16 protein-coding genes and 1 pseudogene are annotated in these 17,005 nt (G+C 73.2%); 6 read left to right on the top strand and 11 right to left on the bottom strand.

The annotated features are described in order from the left end of the window. The first annotated feature begins 74 nt into the window (after window positions 1–74). Window positions 75–2,186: an MMPL family transporter gene (locus tag ACXJKB_RS07950; protein WP_457187108.1), complete on the top strand. Its 2,112-nt coding sequence runs from the start codon at window positions 75–77 to the stop codon at window positions 2,184–2,186. 60 nt (window positions 2,187–2,246) lie between these two features. Then, window positions 2,247–2,636 (top strand): DUF2237 family protein, encoded by a 390-nt coding sequence (locus tag ACXJKB_RS07945; protein WP_457187106.1) that lies wholly within the window; start codon window positions 2,247–2,249, stop codon window positions 2,634–2,636. 17 nt (window positions 2,637–2,653) lie between these two features. Here the strand turns inward: ACXJKB_RS07945 and ACXJKB_RS07940 are convergent, their stop codons facing one another. From ACXJKB_RS07940 to ACXJKB_RS07920, 5 genes are all read right to left on the bottom strand, one after another. Beyond that, entirely contained in the window at window positions 2,654–2,842 is a 189-nt protein-coding gene (locus ACXJKB_RS07940; RefSeq protein WP_457187104.1) for a DUF1918 domain-containing protein, read from the bottom strand. A gap of 6 nt (window positions 2,843–2,848) precedes the next feature. Then, window positions 2,849–3,115 (bottom strand): hypothetical protein, encoded by a 267-nt coding sequence (locus tag ACXJKB_RS07935; protein WP_457187102.1) that lies wholly within the window; start codon window positions 3,113–3,115, stop codon window positions 2,849–2,851. Next, entirely contained in the window at window positions 3,112–3,771 is a 660-nt protein-coding gene (locus ACXJKB_RS07930) for a DUF2306 domain-containing protein (RefSeq protein ID WP_457187100.1), read from the bottom strand. The genes ACXJKB_RS07935 and ACXJKB_RS07930 overlap by 4 nt, the downstream gene beginning before the upstream one ends. After that, complete coding sequence (locus ACXJKB_RS07925; RefSeq protein ID WP_457187099.1) at window positions 3,768–4,451, bottom strand: hypothetical protein; 684 nt, start codon at window positions 4,449–4,451, stop codon at window positions 3,768–3,770. Before ACXJKB_RS07925 ends, ACXJKB_RS07930 begins: the two co-directional genes overlap by 4 nt. A gap of 123 nt (window positions 4,452–4,574) precedes the next feature. Further along, window positions 4,575–7,238: a tetratricopeptide repeat protein gene (locus ACXJKB_RS07920; protein WP_457187097.1), complete on the bottom strand. Its 2,664-nt coding sequence runs from the start codon at window positions 7,236–7,238 to the stop codon at window positions 4,575–4,577. An 88-nt stretch (window positions 7,239–7,326) separates the two neighbouring features. Here ACXJKB_RS07920 and ACXJKB_RS07915 point away from each other — a divergent pair, with 88 nt between their 5' ends. From ACXJKB_RS07915 to ACXJKB_RS07905, 3 genes are all read left to right on the top strand, one after another. Beyond that, window positions 7,327–7,515, top strand: a complete 189-nt coding sequence (locus tag ACXJKB_RS07915; RefSeq protein WP_457187095.1) for a hypothetical protein — start codon at window positions 7,327–7,329, stop codon at window positions 7,513–7,515. 32 nt (window positions 7,516–7,547) lie between these two features. Next, window positions 7,548–7,916 (top strand): hypothetical protein, encoded by a 369-nt coding sequence (locus ACXJKB_RS07910; RefSeq protein ID WP_457187093.1) that lies wholly within the window; start codon window positions 7,548–7,550, stop codon window positions 7,914–7,916. A 139-nt stretch (window positions 7,917–8,055) separates the two neighbouring features. Continuing rightward, complete coding sequence (locus ACXJKB_RS07905) at window positions 8,056–10,863, top strand: DEAD/DEAH box helicase (protein ID WP_457187091.1); 2,808 nt, start codon at window positions 8,056–8,058, stop codon at window positions 10,861–10,863. A 25-nt stretch (window positions 10,864–10,888) separates the two neighbouring features. On the opposite strand, the gene ACXJKB_RS07900 is transcribed toward ACXJKB_RS07905, so the two are convergent. From ACXJKB_RS07900 to ACXJKB_RS07885, 4 genes are all read right to left on the bottom strand, one after another. Beyond that, window positions 10,889–12,139, bottom strand: coding sequence for a DUF2786 domain-containing protein (locus ACXJKB_RS07900; RefSeq protein WP_457187089.1), 1,251 nt, complete (start codon window positions 12,137–12,139; stop codon window positions 10,889–10,891). 504 nt (window positions 12,140–12,643) lie between these two features. Further along, complete coding sequence (locus ACXJKB_RS07895; protein WP_457187087.1) at window positions 12,644–13,024, bottom strand: hypothetical protein; 381 nt, start codon at window positions 13,022–13,024, stop codon at window positions 12,644–12,646. Continuing rightward, on the bottom strand, window positions 13,021–13,260 hold the full coding sequence (locus tag ACXJKB_RS07890) for a hypothetical protein (RefSeq protein WP_457187085.1): 240 nt from the start codon (window positions 13,258–13,260) through the stop codon (window positions 13,021–13,023). The genes ACXJKB_RS07895 and ACXJKB_RS07890 overlap by 4 nt, the downstream gene beginning before the upstream one ends. Before the next feature lie 7 nt (window positions 13,261–13,267). Further along, a complete protein-coding gene (locus ACXJKB_RS07885) occupies window positions 13,268–13,876 on the bottom strand; it encodes a hypothetical protein (protein WP_457187083.1) in 609 nt (202 codons plus the stop codon). A gap of 124 nt (window positions 13,877–14,000) precedes the next feature. Here ACXJKB_RS07885 and ACXJKB_RS07880 point away from each other — a divergent pair, with 124 nt between their 5' ends. Continuing rightward, window positions 14,001–14,450 carry a hypothetical protein gene (locus ACXJKB_RS07880; protein WP_457187081.1) on the top strand — a complete coding sequence of 150 codons (450 nt, stop codon included), beginning with the start codon at window positions 14,001–14,003 and terminating at the stop codon, window positions 14,448–14,450. A 59-nt stretch (window positions 14,451–14,509) separates the two neighbouring features. Here the strand turns inward: ACXJKB_RS07880 and ACXJKB_RS07875 are convergent, their stop codons facing one another. After that, complete coding sequence (locus ACXJKB_RS07875; protein WP_457187079.1) at window positions 14,510–15,877, bottom strand: FAD-binding oxidoreductase; 1,368 nt, start codon at window positions 15,875–15,877, stop codon at window positions 14,510–14,512. 90 nt (window positions 15,878–15,967) lie between these two features. Then, a pseudogene (locus ACXJKB_RS07870) lies at window positions 15,968–17,005 on the bottom strand (FAD-linked oxidase); the annotation flags it as partial.

Genomic DNA, 17,005 nt, shown 5'->3' with positions numbered 1-17,005 from the left:
CCGCGTCCAAGTGCGCCCGAAGGTGCCGGCCGCAGGGTCATCGGGTCAGCCCGACCCGCACCCAGGAGACCACCATGTCGTCGTACCTCTTCCGTCTCGGCCGCTCGTCCGCCGCCCATCCGTGGCGGGTGATCAGCGCCTGGGTCCTGCTCGTGGCCACCGCCGCGGCGCTCGCCTCGTCGTTCGGCGCGCCGCTGCGCGACGACTGGGACGTGCCGGGCGCCCGTGCCCAGCAGGGCATCGACCTGCTGCGCGAGCACGGGGTCGGCGGCTTCGCCAGCGCCCGCGTCGTGGTCCACGACCGCGAGGGCGACCCCCTCCCCTCCGCGGAGATCGGCACCCTGACCGAGCGCCTCCGCGACCTCGAGCACGTCGCCGACGTCGGGCCGGCCCGGCTCAGCGACGACGGCGACACCGCCGTCCTGACGGTGCAGTACGCCGAGCCCATCACGCACCCCGACCTGATGGGCAACATCGAGCCGCTGGAGGGCGCGATCGCCGAGACGACCGCCTCCGGCCTGCAGGTGGAGCTCGGCGGCGAGGTCCCCGACACCGCGGGCGAGGCCTTCGGGGGCACCGGCGAGCTCGTCGGCGTGGGCATCGCCCTGCTGATCCTCGTCATCGCCCTCGGCTCCGCCGTCGGCGCCGGGCTGCCGATCGGCGTGGCAGTCGTCGGGCTGGCGGCGGGCAGCTCGGGCATCGCCCTGCTCGCCGCGACCATGTCGGTGAGCACGTCCGCTCCGATGGTCGCCTCGATGGTGGGACTCGGCGTCGGGATCGACTACGCGCTGCTCCTGGTCACGCGCCACGTGGAGAACCTCCGCCTCGGGCACGACGCGATCGAGGCCGCCGGCCGCGCGGTCGCGACGTCCGGTCGATCGGTGGTGTTCGCCGCGGTGACCGTGCTGGTCTCGCTGATGGGCCTGCGCCTCGCCGGCCTGTCGACGTACGACTCGTTCGGCCTGGCCACCGCCATCGCCGTCGTGTTCGTCGCCGCGGCCGCCCTCACCCTCGTGCCGGCGCTGTGCCGGCTGGGTGGTCGCAAGCTCCTCCCCCGGGCCGTACGCCGCAACCGTCCGCTGCGCACCCGCGAGCCGCTCACCGCCCGCTGGGCCGCCCGTGTCGGCCGCAAGCCGCTCGTGTGGGCACTGGTCAGCCTCGGCGTCCTGCTGGTGCTCGCCGCGCCCGTGCTCGACCTGCGCACCTGGCCCGGCGACGCGAGCAGCCAGCCCGCCGACAACACCACGCGCCAGGCGTACGACCTCGTCGCCGCCGAACTCGGTCCCGGCGCGAACGGGCCGCTGACCGTGGTGGTGCCGACCTCCGCCGCGGGCGACGCGGACGAGGCGGTGGCGACGCTGCGCGCGGACGACCGCATCGCCGGCGTCGAGCCGGTGGTCACCACGCCGGACGGCGAGCTCTCGATCATCACCGCCGAGCCCGCCTTCGGGCCCACCGACGAGCGCACCCCGGACCTGATCGAGGACCTGCGTGCCGCGCTTCCGTCGAGTGCGGAGGTGACCGGCTGGACGCCGTTCTTCTCCGACATCTCCGACCTGCTGCAGGAGCGTCTGTGGCTGGTGATCGCGTTCGTCGTCGGCGTCTCCGTCCTGCTGCTCGCGCTGATGTTCAGGTCGGTGCTGGTGCCCCTCAAGGCCGCTGCGATGAACCTGCTCTCCATCACCGCCGCCTACGGCATGCTGGTCGCGGTCTTCCAGTGGGGCTGGGCCGCGGAGCTGATCGGCGTCGACCAGCCGATGCCCATCTCGAGCTGGATGCCGATCCTGCAGTTCGCGATCCTGTTCGGCCTGTCGATGGACTACGAGGTGTTCCTGCTGTCGCGGATCAGGGAGGACTATCTGCGCACCGGCGACCCGCGCGGCAGCGTGGTCCGCGGCCTCTCGGCCACCGGCCGGGTGATCACCTCGGCCGCCGCGATCATGGTGGTCGTGTTCCTCGGCTTCGCCACCGAGGGCGACGTGGTCGTCAAGCAGCTCGGGCTCGGGATGGCCGTCGCGATCGTCCTCGACGCCACCCTCGTCCGGATGGTGCTCGTCCCGGCCACGATGTCGCTGCTGGGCCACTGGAACTGGTGGCTCCCGGGCTGGCTGGACCGGCTGCTGCCCACCGTGCGCGTCGAGGTCGACGACGAGCCGGCTCCCGAGCGCGAGCTGGTCGGGGTCTGAACGTTCGCCGGACCGGTGCCCCTGCGGGGCGCCGGTCCGGCCACGCGCGATGATCTACCCATGACGGAGCGCAACGTCCTCGGCGGCGAGCTGGACCCCTGCGGCACCGACCCGCTGACCGGTTTCCACCGCGACGGCACCTGCACGGTCGGACCGCAGGATGTCGGCCTGCACGCGGTCTGCGCGGTGATGACCGAGGAGTTCCTCGCCCACCAGGCCTCGGTGGGCAACGACCTGTCCACCCCGCGCCCGGAGTGGCACTTCCCCGGCCTGGTCCCAGGAGATCGCTGGTGCGTGGTCGCCGTCCGCTGGCTCCAGGCGTACGACGCCGGGGTGGCGGCGCCCGTCGTGCTGGCGGCCACGTCGGAGCGCGCGCTCGACGTCGTACCCCTCGAGGTGCTGCGGACGCAGGCGGTCGACGTGCCGCCGGACCTCAGCGCCCTGGACTGAGCTCGCGGCCCGGACCGTCAGAGCCCGAGGGGCACCACGTGGGCGTCGTCGCCCGGGTAGACGAGTCCTTCGTGGCCGTCGCCCCACCGGACGACGTACGGCGGACCGCCGTCCGTCCCCCGGACCTCGACGATCTCGCCCTCGCGTCTGGGCGAGTCGACCCTGTTGCTCTCGGCCACCAGCCGGTCACCGACCTGCGCGTGCATCGCTGCTCACCACCCCTGTCCTGGTTCGTGCTTCCACGATGCGCCCGGAAGGCCGGCGTCGGCAAGGGACACCAGCACGACGGACAGCAACGCGGCGCCGATGTCACGCAACCCCGCGAGCACGCCGTACAGCTCGGACTGGTCGGCCAGGGGGCCGCTCAGGGTGGTGGTGCCGTCGGCGTTGCGGGTGAGCCCGAGGCCGCCGAGCCGGTCGGACCAGTGGTCGTCGAGGTGGCCCTGGACGCGGATCTCGTACGTCGCCGGGCCGGTCATCGCGACCCGACCTCCATCGGCACCGGCCGGGGAGCAGGACGGCGAGCGGGCCGCCGGATCACCCACTCGGCGACGGCCAGGTTGATCACCCAGCCGGCCGCCTTGAGCAGGTCGCCGCGCAGCTCACCGTGGCCGACGACGGCTTCACCGAAGCCCTGCGTGAAGACCTGCGTCCCGGCGGCGACGGCGAGCGCGTAGGCGCGGATCATCCACGCGCGGTGCGTGGCGAAGTCGCGACGGCGGGCGGCCACGACGCCCGTGACGAGGCAACCGGCCATCGCCGACGCGACGACGAGGCGCAGGACGAAGAGCAGCGGACCGGTGCCGGGCTGCGCTTCGTAGAAGAGCGTGAGCCACAGCGCCGAGCCGGCGACCATCAGACCGGCCACGGCGAGCACCCGGCCCGCGCGCCGGTGCCAACGCGGGTGCCGGCGGCGGATGCCCGGGACGAGCTGGAACGCGCCGACCAGGGCGAACACCGCTGCGCCCACGATGTGCACGACGAGCGCCACCGGCCACCCGAGGAACCGGTCGTCGGCCGGCATGATCTCGGGGCCTCCGGCCAGCTGCACCAGCCGGAGGCTGCCCGACGCCACGGGCACGAAGCAGAGGGCGAACAGGGCGGCGGGGAGCGCCCAGCCGGCGCGGCGGCTCATCGGACCGAGGGCGAGAGGACCGCTGCGGCGGGCTGGGCGGTGCGGGCGCGGACGTCACCGGGGTTGCGCCAGAGGGCGACGCCCAGGCCGATCAGCGCGATGCCCTCGGGGACGGCGAACGGCCGGTTGAAGGCCTCGGGAAGGAAGGCGAGCGCCGCGGTGCTGACCGTGCTGACGGCGAGCAGCGCCGCGGCCCAGCGGGGCAGGATGCCCGTGCGGAAGAGGGCGATGCCGAAGAGCAGACCGCCGAGGATGTAACCGGCACCCGCGACGTTGAGAACGACCTGCATGCCGCCGATGTCACCGTCCGGGGTGCCGCCGGCGGCGGCGCTCACGACGTCCATGACGTAGCCCCGGTTGCTGTCGAGCAGCGACGGGAGGACGGCGGCGGCGATGACCTCGGCGCTGAGCAGCGTCAGGTAGCCGAGCGCGAAGACGAGGTAGCCGACGAGGCCGAGCGGGCCGGCCTGCCGGTGCTGGCGGAGGTACATGCCGGTGATGCCCGCGAGAGCGAGGACGCACATCACTGCCTTGGCGGCGCACCGCACGACCCACTCGGTCGTCTGGGTGTCGAAGGCTGCCTCGGCGGGGTGGTTGACCTGGACGGCGATGAAGATGCTCCCGGCGACCGCGGCGGCGGCGCCGGCAGCCTTGACGAGACCGCTGCTGGTGACGTTCATGGTGGGCTCCTGGACGGGTGGTGGCCGGCGGTTCCGGCGATGTCCAGGACGCTAGGGAGCGACGGGGTGACCCCACATCGCATCATCATGTGACCTGCGTGGTGATTCGATCCCGGCGGCGGCTCAGAGCAGCTCGCGCTCGGCTGCGCGTCGTACGGCGGCCCGGCGGGTGTTGACGTCGAGCTTGGCGAAGATGTGCCTGGTGTGGGTGCGCAGGGTGTTGAGCGAGACGTAGAGCCGTTGCGCGATCTCGGGTCCGGTCAGCTCCGTGGCGAGCAGCCGGAGCACCTCCACCTCGCGCTCGCTGAGCCCCTCGGCCTGCGGGGGCCGGGGCGCCGGCTCGTCCCGCGTGGCCGCAGCGAGCACGGCGGCCGCCGACTCGCCCCCGTGCGCCTCCAGCAGCTCGACCATCGCAGCGCCCTCGTCGAGGTAGAGACGGCGATACCCGTGCGGCACCCCGCGGTCGAGCGCCTCCCGCAATGCCGCGAGCGCCGCGTCACGGTCGCCCATCGCATGGTGGGCGAGGGCCCGTACGACGTGCGCGTCGACCACGCTCCCTCCGCGCCCGGCGACCCCGGCCTCCGTCGCGATCCGCTCCGTCACGGCGACGACGTCGCCGAGACGATCGGCCTCCGCCACCAGAAGCCGGGCGAGGGTCAGCCGATCCACCTCCCCGAGGTAGGTCCCGTGGTCGAGGTCGACGCGGTGCTCCTGCGCCCACGCGCGGGCGTCGTCGAGCCGGCCCTGGGCGATGCGGACCCGCGCCCGCAGCGCCGGGACCGGCCGGACGTCGGGGAAGTAGCCGGGCAGCAAGAGCGCCTGCGCCTGGTCCAGCGCGGCGACCGCCCCGTCGAGGTCGCCGCGCGCCCGGAGCAGAGCCGCTCTCGCGACGTGGATGCGGTGCCGGTTCTCGATCAGTGAGGCCCGCTCGCCCAGCTCCGCAGCAGCACGCAAGTGCTCCTCGGCCTCGGCGAGCGAGCCCTGCTCGACCAGCACCTCGGCGAGCCCCACGTGCAGGTCGCCGGTCGTCGACAGCGGCGGACCCGGGGTCGACTCCGCGTCCGCGAGCGCGTGCTCGAGGAGGCGCCGTGCCTCGTCGGTTCGGCCACGCCCGAGCGCGATGCTGGCGAGCACGACGGTCATCCCGAGCCCGTCCGCGACGTTGCCCGCAGCGCGGATGTGGCGCGCCGCCTCGCCGAACGTGTCGTCCGCAGTCGCCAGGTCCCCGGCTGCCCAGGCAGCGAGCCCGAGGAAGCCCGACGACGCCCCGAGCACGAAGTGGTCGTCCGGGCCGACGAGGTCGCGGGCCCGGCTCGCGTGGGCGGTCGTCCCGGCGACGTCGCCGCGGGCCTGCGCGACGGTGGCCCGGTAGACCTCGACCATGGCCTGCAGCGTCGCCAGGTCCTGGTCGCGAGCCTCCCTCGCGTGGACCGGACCGGCCGACGGCGGGGGCGACCCCGACCCGAGCGCCGTCTCGGCGACGTCGAGCCACCGGTCGAGCCCGTCGAGGTCCCCTTCCGATAGCCGCGCCCACGCGAGGTGCAACGCCAGCAGCGGCCGGTGCCGGACGACGTCCTCCGGCAGGGCGCGCAGCCACTCGCGCATCGTCCGGTCCTCACGGCGCTGGCGCATCCCGGGCACGGCGAGCTCCACCAGGTCGGCGGCCTGGTCGACGTCACCGCCGGCGAGGGCGTGCCGGACGGCGTCGGGCAGGCGGTCGTGCTCGGCGTACCAGTCCGCGGCGTCGTGGTGCAGCCGCCCGACGTGCTCGGTGCCCCCGGCCGTGAGTCGCGCGACCAGCGCCTCCGCGAAGAGGTGGTGGTAGCGCCACCACTGCCTCTCGTCGTCGAGCGGGACCACGAAGAGGTTCGACCGCTCGAGCGCCTCCAGCAGCTGCTGGCCGTCGGAGCGGCCAGTGACCGCGTCGCACAGCGGCCCGCACAGGTCGTCGAGCACGGAGGTGTCGATCAGGAACGACCGGACGTCCGCGGGCTGACCGGCGAGCACCTCGTCGACGAGGTAGTCGAGGACGAACCGGTGGCTCCCGGCGAACGCCTCGACGAAGCCGTCCGGGTCGGCCGTGCCGGCGGCGGAGAGGGCGGCGAGCTGCAGGCCCGTGGCCCACCCCTCGGTACGCCGCTCGAGCGCGGCGACGTGCTGCGGCTGCAGGCCGAGCCCCATGAGGTCGTTGAGGAACGTCGTCGCCTCCGCCGTGGTGAACCGGAGGTCTGCAGCGCGGACCTCGAGCAGGTCCCCGCGGGCCCGGAGCCGCGACAGGGACAGTGGTGGATCAGCCCGCGTCGTCATCGCCACGGTGACCTGCGGTGGCAGGTTGTCCAGCAGGAAGGCGACCGCCTCGTGCACCTCGGCGCCGTCGATGACGTGGTATTCGTCGAGCGCGATCACCGTCGGCCCGGGCAGCGAGTCGAGCTCCTCGACCAGGCCGGCCAGCACGTCCTCCGCCCGCACGGTGCGCTCGTCCTCGAGCAGCGCCGCCGCGTCGGCGCCGACCTCCGGGCTGGCGACGCTGACGGACGCCACGAGGTGCGCGAGGAACCGCCGCAGGTCGGCGTCCGCGGCGTCGAGCGACAGCCAGGCGGTCCGGACGTCACCGGCCGCCAACCACTGGGTCAGCAGCGTCGTCTTCCCGGACCCCGCCGGAGCCGCCACCAGCACGAGCCGCGGCATCGGACCCCGGCCGGTCGGCAGCCGGTCCGTGAGGCGGCTGCGGTCCACGAGCTGGCGTCGCGACAGCGGGACACGCAGCTTCGTGCCGGGTACCGCCATGGCCTCAGGCTAGTGGCGGGATCGGGCCGAAGGACCCTGCCGAGGAGGGCGCCCGCTCCCTAGCGTGACTGGTGAAGGGAGCACCACCATGAGCGATCGCACCAGCACGGCCTCAGGCCAGGCGGGCAACGCCATCTACGGACTCGGCATCTTCGGCGCCTGGGTCTACTTCTGGATGCAGGCGGACGGCCTCTGGCAGCACCTCCTCGCCATCCTGGAGGGCATCGTCTGGCCGGCCTTCGCCGTCTACCACGGCCTCGACGCGCTGAACGCCTGACGACTCGGGGCGCCACCCACGAGGATGACGCCGTGACCGCTCGTCGCCGACTCGTCCCCGCGCTCGCGCTCGCGGGCTTCCTTGCCGGGTGCGCCGGGGGCGAGGCGAGCGACGACGGCACGGCGCTGCTCACCAACACGTCGGACCGGGACGACCTGCGCGTCATCGTGCTCGACGGGGACGGCGAGCCGTTCAGGGAGGCCGCTCTGGACCCGGCGTTCCGGTTCGACACGCAGTTCACCGACCGTGAGCGGCAGTGCCTCGTGGCCGGGGACGGCTCGTTCGAGGTGCGCGATGCCGCCGGCACAGTGATCGCCCGGCACGACTTCGCGGAACGCGAGGTCTGCGAGCACGAGGAGCTGCAGATCACCGACGACCTCGAGCTGGAGTGGGTCGACTGACCCAACGCCGGCCGGGTCGTACGTCCGCCGACCCGCCGCAGCCGGGCGCGCGCCGCCGCGTGGCACCATTCACCGACACACCTGCAGCGCACGGCGGCTCGCCAGGTGACTCCCCCGAGCCCACCAGGAGGCGTCAACGGTGCCCGACCCGGACACGTCCGCCGTGCCGCCGCTGCGCATCCACCAGCGTGAAGCGCTCGAGGCACTCGGTCGTGCCTGGGACGACGCGGGCCACCCGCGGGCGTGGGTCGTCCTGCCGCCCGGCGCTGGCAAGACCCGCGTCGGCCTCGAGGCCGTCGCGGGTGAGCTCCGGGCACACTCCAACACACGCGCCGTCGTGCTCGCCCCCAACACCGCCATCCAGTCCCAGTGGATCGCCGAGGCACGGACGTTGGGGCTCGACGCGAGCGACGACAAGTCCCTCAGCAGCCCGCTGACCTGCCTGACCTACCAGTCCCTGGCCGTCTTCGACTCCGAAGCCGCGGACGACGACGACTCCACGACCCCGGTCGTCGACCGACTCCACCCCAACGGCGTCGCCCTCTTCGATCGGATCCGCGCGCAGACCCGCCTGGTGCTCGTCCTCGACGAGTGCCACCACCTGCTCGAGGTGTGGGGGCGGCTCCTCGTCGAGCTGCTCGACGCCGTCGGCCGTGCCCACGTCCTTGCGCTCACCGCGACACCGCCCGAGAGTCTCGCCGGCGACCAGCGCGCCCTCGTCGACCAGCTCTTCGGGAGCATCCGCTACCGCGTCTCGGTGCCGGCGGTGGTGAAGGAGGGCCACCTCGCGCCGTTCGACGAGCTCGTCTGGCTGACCACCCCCACCCCGACCGAGGAGGACTGGCTCACCAGTGAGGCGCTGCGCTTCACCGAGCTCACCACCCTGCTCACCACCCCCAGCTTCGGGTCGGTCGGGTTCTACGAGTGGCTCACCACGCGATTCGTCGAGCCCGTCCCCGCCACGACCACGTGGGCGGCGCTCGCCGAGCGCGAGCCCAACCTGTGCGACGCCGCGCTCCGCATGCACCACGCAGGGCTGCTCGACCTGCCCGTCGGCGCCCGGTTGCGCGAGGAGCACCGGCACGCTCCGTCGGCCGAGGACTGGGTCCGGCTCCTCGGCGACTGGCTGCTCCACCACGTCGCCGAGTCCGCCGACCCAGCCGATGCCGAGGTCCTCGCGGTGGTGAAGGCCGCGCTGCCGTCGGTGGGCTACCAGTGGACGCGTCGCGGCGTACGTCGCGGGCGCTCCACCGTCGACCGCGTGCTGGCCCGGTCGTACGCCAAGCCCGGCGCCGCCGCCCAGATCATCGCTGCCGAGCACGCGGCGATCGGCGAGCGGGCCCGTGTGCTGGTGCTGTGCGACCACGAGCGCGCGGCCGCGACCGTGCCGGTCACCCTTGACGGGGTCCTCGACGCGGAGGCCGGTTCGGCGATCGCGGCACTCGAGGCGCTGCTGACGGACCCGAACACGGCCGTCCTCCATCCGATGCTGGTCACCGGGTCCGTCGTCGCCGCCTCCGAGTCGACGCTGCGTGACCTCGTCGCGTTCGTCGCCGGCCGCGACCCTGAGCTGGCGTCACGGCTTCGCGTCGAGACGGCCGCCGGCCCGGTCGCGACGTGCACGTCCGGATGGACCTCACGCACCTGGGTCGCCCACGTCACCGCGTTCTTCGAGTCCGGCCGGACCCAGGTCCTCGTCGGCACCCGCGGCCTCCTCGGCGAGGGGTGGAACGCCCGCGGCGTCTCCACGCTCATCGACCTCACCACCGCCACGACCCTGACCGCGGTCGTGCAGACGCGGGGCCGGGCGCTGCGCACCGACCCGACGTGGCCGGAGAAGGTCGCCACCAACTGGACCGTCGTGTGCGTGTCGGAGGCGCACCCCAAGGGCGACAACGACTGGTCCCGGCTGGTGCGCAAGCACCAGGGGTTCCACGGGATCGACGCCGACGGCGACATCGTCGACGGGGTCGCCCACATCGACGCGTCCTTCTCCCCGTACGCGCCTCCGCCGGCCGCAGAGTTCGACGGCCTCAACGCCCGGATGCTGGTGACTGCCGCCGACCGCGATGCGATCCGCGACGCGTGGGCGGTCGGTGAGCCCTACCAGGACGTCACGCTCGCGTCGCTGCGAGTACGCCGCCCCGCCTCGGACGTCGCGCCGGTCGACGAGGTCGTCACGCTCACGCCTGTCCCACCGACGTGGCGGCTGACCTCGGAGGGCCTGACGACCGACGCCGCGCTGCCGGACACCAGCTGGCGTACGTCGTGGGCGCTGGCGGCGGCGTCTGCCGGTGTCGGCGCCGCCTCCCTCGCTGTTGGCGAGTGGGCGCTCGTGGCGGGCGCCGTGGGCGGGCTCGCGACCCTCGGCCAGAGTGCGGTGACCGGTCGCTCGCACGCGGACGACCTCACCACGTGGGTGCGAGAGCAGCTCGCCCTGACGGCGGCCGTCCCGCCGCTGGAGGCGGTCGCGGCGGCAATCGCGGACGGCCTTGCCGCGGCCGGGCTGACAAGCGTCGGGGCGTCGGCGCTCGCGGTCGACGTCCACCCGGGCGGGGAGTACCGCTTCCGACTCGTCGGCACCGAGGGCGACGCCGAGGTGTTCGCGACTGCCTTCGACGAGGCGATCGGCCCGGTCGGCGTTCCGCGCTACCTCGTGTCCCGCTACACCGACGCGCAGCTGCCGGACCGTCCGATCCGTACGCGTCGGGGCGCTCGCAAGGCCCTGCAGGCCGCGCGCGCGACCGGCGAGGCGTGGCACCCCGTTCCGACCGTTCTCGGCCGCAACGCCACGAACGCCGGCCACTACCTCGACGCCTGGCGTACGTGGGTCGGCAAGGGCCGCCTGCTCGCCGCTGCGAAGCCGGAGGGCGCAGGCATCGTGGCCACGGTGTCGGGCGACGACCCGTTCGCAGCGACCACGGTGATGCGGCGCCACTGGTCCTGACATCGCGTCGCGGTGTCACGAGGGCTCACCCGGCGTGGTCGAGGCGTTTGTCGACCCCGAGCTGCGCCAGGTCGGCCGCCGCGAGACCAGCCGTCCAGCCCTCGCTGTTGCTCACGCTCGTGCTCCTACCGACGCTGTGCGGCACCAGCCGGAGGAACTCCTCGGCGACCTTCGCCTCCTGTGACCGGAGCACGGGGAGCAGATCGGCACCGGCAGCGCGTGCGGCCTCGACGCTGGCCCGCTCCAGTCGGTCCGCGATGCGGAGGGCGTAGGCGGTGAGGAAGGACTGGCGGAAGGACTTCGTCCGCGTCGTCCCACTCGCGCTGGTGCGACGACCGTGGCGCAACATCGCAGCATCCGCCTGCACCAGCAGTGAGGTCACCAGCAGCTCGACCGCGTCGAGATCGGCCGAGGACCCGACCACCACGCTGAACCCGAGCTGGTCCGCACCCGCCGCACGGCACCGGTTGGCCGAGGCCACTGCCGAGACCAGCAGCGTCTTGGCCCGCACGTACGGCCTGTCGAGCCAGAGGCGCCGCACCTGCAGATCGCTGTGCCCGCTTGCCGGCCCGTCCTCGAGCAGGCGGTCCAGCGCGTAGCGGGAGATGAGCTCCTGCGCCTTGGCCGACAACACCTCGGCCTCCTCGTCGAACTCGGTGGACTCGGCCTTGGCGAGCAAGGCCCGCACCCGGGCGAGCTTCGGGTGCTCCGGTCCCGCCTCCGCGGCAGTGTCGGCGATCGCATCGGTCAGCCGGGGCGCGACGTTCAGCAGGGCGACCAGTCCGAGCAACGTAGCGACGGGCTCGCCGGGACCCAGTGCGAACACCGGCTCGTCTAGTGCGTCGACCGCGTCCCGCCATGCCTGAGCACGTGCACTGCTGCGCTCGTGCTCGCGCAGGGCCGCCGCCAGCAGCGTGAGGTGCGCCGGCCCGAGGTTGCGCGCAACCAGCTCGCCCAGGTCCGACTGCGACCAGCCGCCGTCCACCACGTGGCCGACCACCACCTGCGTCAGGTCGTACAGCACGATCTCGACCACGTGCCTCGGGTGGGGCGCAGCCCTGGCGACGAGCTGCCCCGCGACCCGTGCGACCTCGTCGTCGCTGAGCTTCTTGCGGGCGAGCAGCCGCAGCGCGTGGTGCACGTGTGCCTCGACGACCGCGTAGGCCCTCGCAGCGTCCCAGCTCTCACCGGCCCGCGTCGGGCCGTCACCGGGCTGCTCGTTCCGCTCCTGCGTGCGCTGCCGCGCTGCCTTGCGCTTCCTGCTGTTGGCGCCCATCGCTCCCCCTTCGTGGTCCGCAGGACGCTACGACGCTCCACCCACAGCTGGCGCTCTCTCTCCACAGGCCGATCAGGCGTCCCCAGCCCATCACCGGAGCGCGGCCGTCCGCGCCGACGTGCAGCGGACGGCGTACCCGAGTGGCGCCAAGACGGCAGGACCGGTCGACCCGCATGAGCACGGTCGGGGCGGACTCCAAGGTCGGCCCACCGAGCCCGCTGGCTCCGGTCCCGCCGTTCGTGGACGCGGGGGACGCTGATCCCAACGTCGAGCTCCACGGGCTGATGGTGCTCCGGCACGGGTACGTCGTCGCCAAGGGCGCTGGTGGGCCCCGCACACGGCAGAGCGGACGCGGCTGCTCTGTTCGCTCAGCCATGTGGCGCGGTGCGCCGCTGGACGGCGGCAGGCTGAAGAGGCTGAACCGCCCGCGGTAGAGGCCGCTCACAACCGAGCCGGCGCGCCACGTCGTCGCCCGCCACCCGACGCCCGGGCGGGCTCGTGAGCCTAGACCGCGACGATGGTCAAGGTCGGGTCCAGCCGCGCGATGTCGTCCGGGTCCGACGTCAGGACGGCCAGGTCGCGACGTCGCGCGTGCAGGGCGACGTGCCCGTCCACCACGTCGGCGACGCCGACCGATCCGCACAGGACTCCGACGGCACGCGCCATCTCAGCGTCGAGGCCCACCAGGACGACGTCGCTCGCGCCGAGCAGGCGCGCGAGCCGCGCCTGCCGCGATCCGTCGCGCCACACCTGGGCAATGACCGGGGTGGGGATCTCCACCGCCCCGCCGACGGCAATCACCCGGTCGAGCAGGTGCGCCACCCGCGACTGCCCTCGATCAAGGGCGATGAGGGCGCCTGCGTCCAGGCAGAAGCCGCGGGTCACGGCTCCAGCTGCGCGCTGACGAGCGCCTCCTGCACCCAGGTCTCGTCCGCCGCCGTCAGCGGCCCGACCTCCGCGCGCCAGTCAGCCAGCACCTCAGCCACGGACTCGCGTTCTGCCTTCTCCCGCAGGGCACTCGCGACGTACGCCGACACCGAGGTCGCGCGACCGGCAGCCACCGCGGCCACAGCGGACGCGACGAGGTCGTCCGGCAGGCTGACCGTGATGCGAGTGCTCATACTTTGATCATACTGAGCGACGCGCAAGGGGGACCACCTTCGACGACTCCTCCGGCAGCTGTCGGCGGCGACGGCGCCTGTCGTCGTCCGCGCGGTCGATCTCGTCCTCGTAGGGCAACGGCGGGTAGTCGACGTACCTCGGATCGGCATGCACCATGACCTCCCGGCTGACCTCGTTGTCCTCCACCCGGATGGCGAACAGCTCCTTGTTGTCGCGCCGGCAGCCGACGACGGTCCCCGAGAGGACGTGGTCGAAGGTGAAGTCCTCGAATCGCGGGTCCGAGGCCGCTTGGGCACCCGCCTTCAGGAAGTGGTCGATGACGTACCGCAGCCACGGCTCCATCGAGTACGACTTCTCCTTGCCTCTCCACGTGATGCAGCACCCGTCCCAGCAGACCGCCCAGTCGCACCAGAGGTTCGGCTGCCCCCGTCCCGGACGGTTGTACCGGTCACCCACACCGGCACTGGACTCCGCGCGCGGGTTGCCGGGCACCTCGTAGGGGTCTGCTCGGTCGTAGCGCCGCGACGCGCTGAACGCGGAGAGATAGGCGATCTCTGAGTCGTTCAGCGGCGGTTCGATGTCGATGTGGCCGACGAAATCGGTGCTGAAACCCATGTGTCCTCCAATGTCCTCGGGATCGGCTCCCACCCTCACCGCGCAGCAACGCCGACACCAGACCGGACGTGTCGCCTGTGGATGACGCCAGCGCGACGGCGCGCGATCGGGGCATCGTGACGACATGGACGAACTGAAGGCGTACGAGCTCCGCGATCCGGGGGCGCTGATTCACGAGGTGGCCGCGACCGTGACCCTCGCCGAGGACACCGCGTGGCTGGCGCTCATCCACCACCCGTCGACGCACCAGACGTTGCTCCGCGTCGACCCGCTGCCCGTTCCGGCTCTGCTGGACGATGACGACGACATCTCCGAGCACCTCCGCGCAGCGACTGAGGCGTTCGGACTCCCGTGGATCAACAACGGGAAGGGCCCCGACCACAAGGCCGTGACCATCGTCGTGCGACCCGGCTTCGCGGTCTTCGGGCCCAATGAGGGCGTCTGGTGCCGGGGCTGGCGCTATGCCAATCACTTCCAGGACGTCTACACGGGCGAGCTCATCCTGGTCACCGAGCACGGCTGGACGGACTTCATGACCGACGCCTGCGGCCACGAGCCCCGGATGGTGGCCTGACGGCTGTGCAGTGCTGACCCGTGGCCCCACCAACCAGGGGGCCACGGGTCGCACGGGCTTCAGGCCAGCACGCCGCCGATCGCGAGCACGCCGGCCGGGTCGTACGTCCGCCGCGCCCGCCGCAGCCGGGCGAGGGTCACCTCGTCGTACGCGTCGACGTACTCCTCCGGGGTGAACGTGAAGTTCGGCAGCCGGTGCCCGCCCACCCACGGCGCCATCGCGTCGAGGATCGCGGCGGCGTGGTCCTCCACGCCCGGGATCGCCGCGATGCCGACGACGAGCAGCGAGTACGCCGCGTCGCGCGAGGCGAAGGCGCTCGGGTGCTCCCCCGGCCGGGCGTAGGCGCCGCCGAGCTGGCGGACCTCCACCAGGATCTGCGGCGACACGACACCGGGCCCGGTGAGCGCGAGCAGCGCGTCGACCGCCTCCGCGGGGAAGTCGGCGAGCACGTCGCCCGCCTCGTGGGCCGGGACCGGGTCGAGCGGGTCGGTGTGGACCGAGTCGATCGCGGCGTACGGCTTCTCGGCCACGTCGTCGAGGATGACCGGCGCAGCGGCCCGCATCGCGGCGAACCAGCGCTCGCCTTCCTCGGCGGAGCCCGTCCAGACGAAGCGCACCGACAGCGTCAGTCGGCCGGCCAGCATCGGCGGCACGCCCTCCATGTCGGGGAGCTGGAAGAGCGCGAACGACGTGGTGCCCTCCTCGGGCAGCTCCGCCGACCACGCGCGCCAGGCGTCGATGACCGCGGGTGCGTCCGCGCCGTCGAACCACGTCGAGCCGCCGTAGAACCGCGGCTGCTCGACCAGGTCGAACTCGATCGCCGTGACGATGCCGAGCATCCCCTTCGCACCGCGCAGGGCGAAGAAGAGCTCCGGGTGCTCGGTCGGCGTGACCCGCCGGAGCACGCCGTCGCCGGTGACGACCTCGATCGCGCGGACCTTGTCGATGGCGAGGCCGTGGGTCCGGGCCATCGGCCCGAGCCCGCCGCCGGTGGTGTAGCCGACGATCCCGACGTCGGTGATCGAGCCCGAGAGCGGCGCCAGCCCGTAGGGCGCGGCGGCCTCCACGACGGCCAGCCACTTCACGCCGGCTCCGGTGCGGGCCCAGCCCTCCTCGGGGTGGATGACCACCTCGTCGAGCTCCTTGGTGGTGACGAGCAGCTCGGTGGTCAGCTCCGCCATCGGACCGTGGCCGGTGGCCTGCGGGGTGACGCGCATGCCATGGCGGGCCGCGAACTGCACGGCCTCGACAACGTCCTGGGCGTCGAAGGCGGCGAGGACGGCGGCCGGCTGGACCGGGACGGCGAGGTTCCACGGCGAGACGAGGGCGTCGTACGCCGTGTCGCCGGGCACAGCGACGGTGCCGATCGTGAGTGCGTCCAGCTCCGCGAACGGTACGGCTGCGGGGCTGGTCTGGGCGATGGTCATTGCTTCCTCCGTTGGGTCGTTGTTGACCCTCCGAAGGTGCACCCGGATGGTTGAGACGGACTTGAAGGCGACTTGAGCCGAGCCGCGGAATCAGTCGCCGGAGGACGCACGCGGTGCAACAAACACGCGATTCGGGTCAACAGACTCACGAATCCGCACCAGCCGCTCGTACGCCTCCGGCGCGAACCCTCGTCGCGCCGCGGCCTCGTAGGCCATCGAGAGGTACGACGCGCGCGACGACCAGGGGGCGAGCGAGTCGAGGATCCGCAGGGCGTCCGCGCGGACGGCGTCCCACCCGGTGCCGACGTCGAGCCCGACACCGAGCACGAGGAAGGCGGCGGGCAGGTGGTCGAGCGCACCGCCGCGGGGCGAGGGCCGGGCGAGGGCGCCACCGAGCTGGCGCAGCTCCACGAAGAGCAGGTTGCTGCCCGACTCGGGGCCGGCGGCCTCGACGAGCGCGTCGACCGCGCCGGCAGGGAAGCCCTCGACGAGCACGCTGTTGGCGTAGACCGCGGTGGGCTCCTGCGGATCCATCTGCAGGTGGGCGATGTCGGGGGCGGGCATCTCGGCGAACGTGTCGATCTCGGGCTGCAGCGCGCGCAGCGGGGCGATCGAGCGGGCGCCCGTCTCGGGGTCGCCGAGCGCCACGGCGTCGATCATCACCATCTTGCGGCCGCGCAGCTGGTCGGGCAGCCACTCGATGTCGGGCACCTGGAAGATCCGCGCGACGCTGGTGACCGACTCCGGCGCGTCCGCCGTCCACTCGCCCCACGCGGTGAGCACGCGCTGGGCGTGCCGCCAGTCCCACGCGAGCATGCCGGCGTACGCCGACCGGACCGGCAGCAGGTCGAACTCGAGCGCGGTGACCACCCCGAAGCCGCCGCTGCCGCCGCGGGCCGCCCAGAGCAGGTCGGCGTCCTGGTCGTCGGTGGCGCGCACGAACGTGCCGTCGGCGAGCACCAGCTCGACGGCGGTGATCGCGTTGCACTGCAGGCCGTGCTGGCGGGAGTACCAGCTCACGCCGCCACCGAGCGACGAGCCGACCACGCCGACGCCCGGGCTGGACAYGTGCTGCCCCGCGAGCCCGACGCGGCCGGCCCGGGTGATGACGTCGCCCCACAGCACGCC

The sequence above is a fragment of the Nocardioides sp. P5_E3 genome (assembly GCF_054049275.1).
This window is presented reverse-complemented; position numbering and strand designations above follow the sequence as displayed.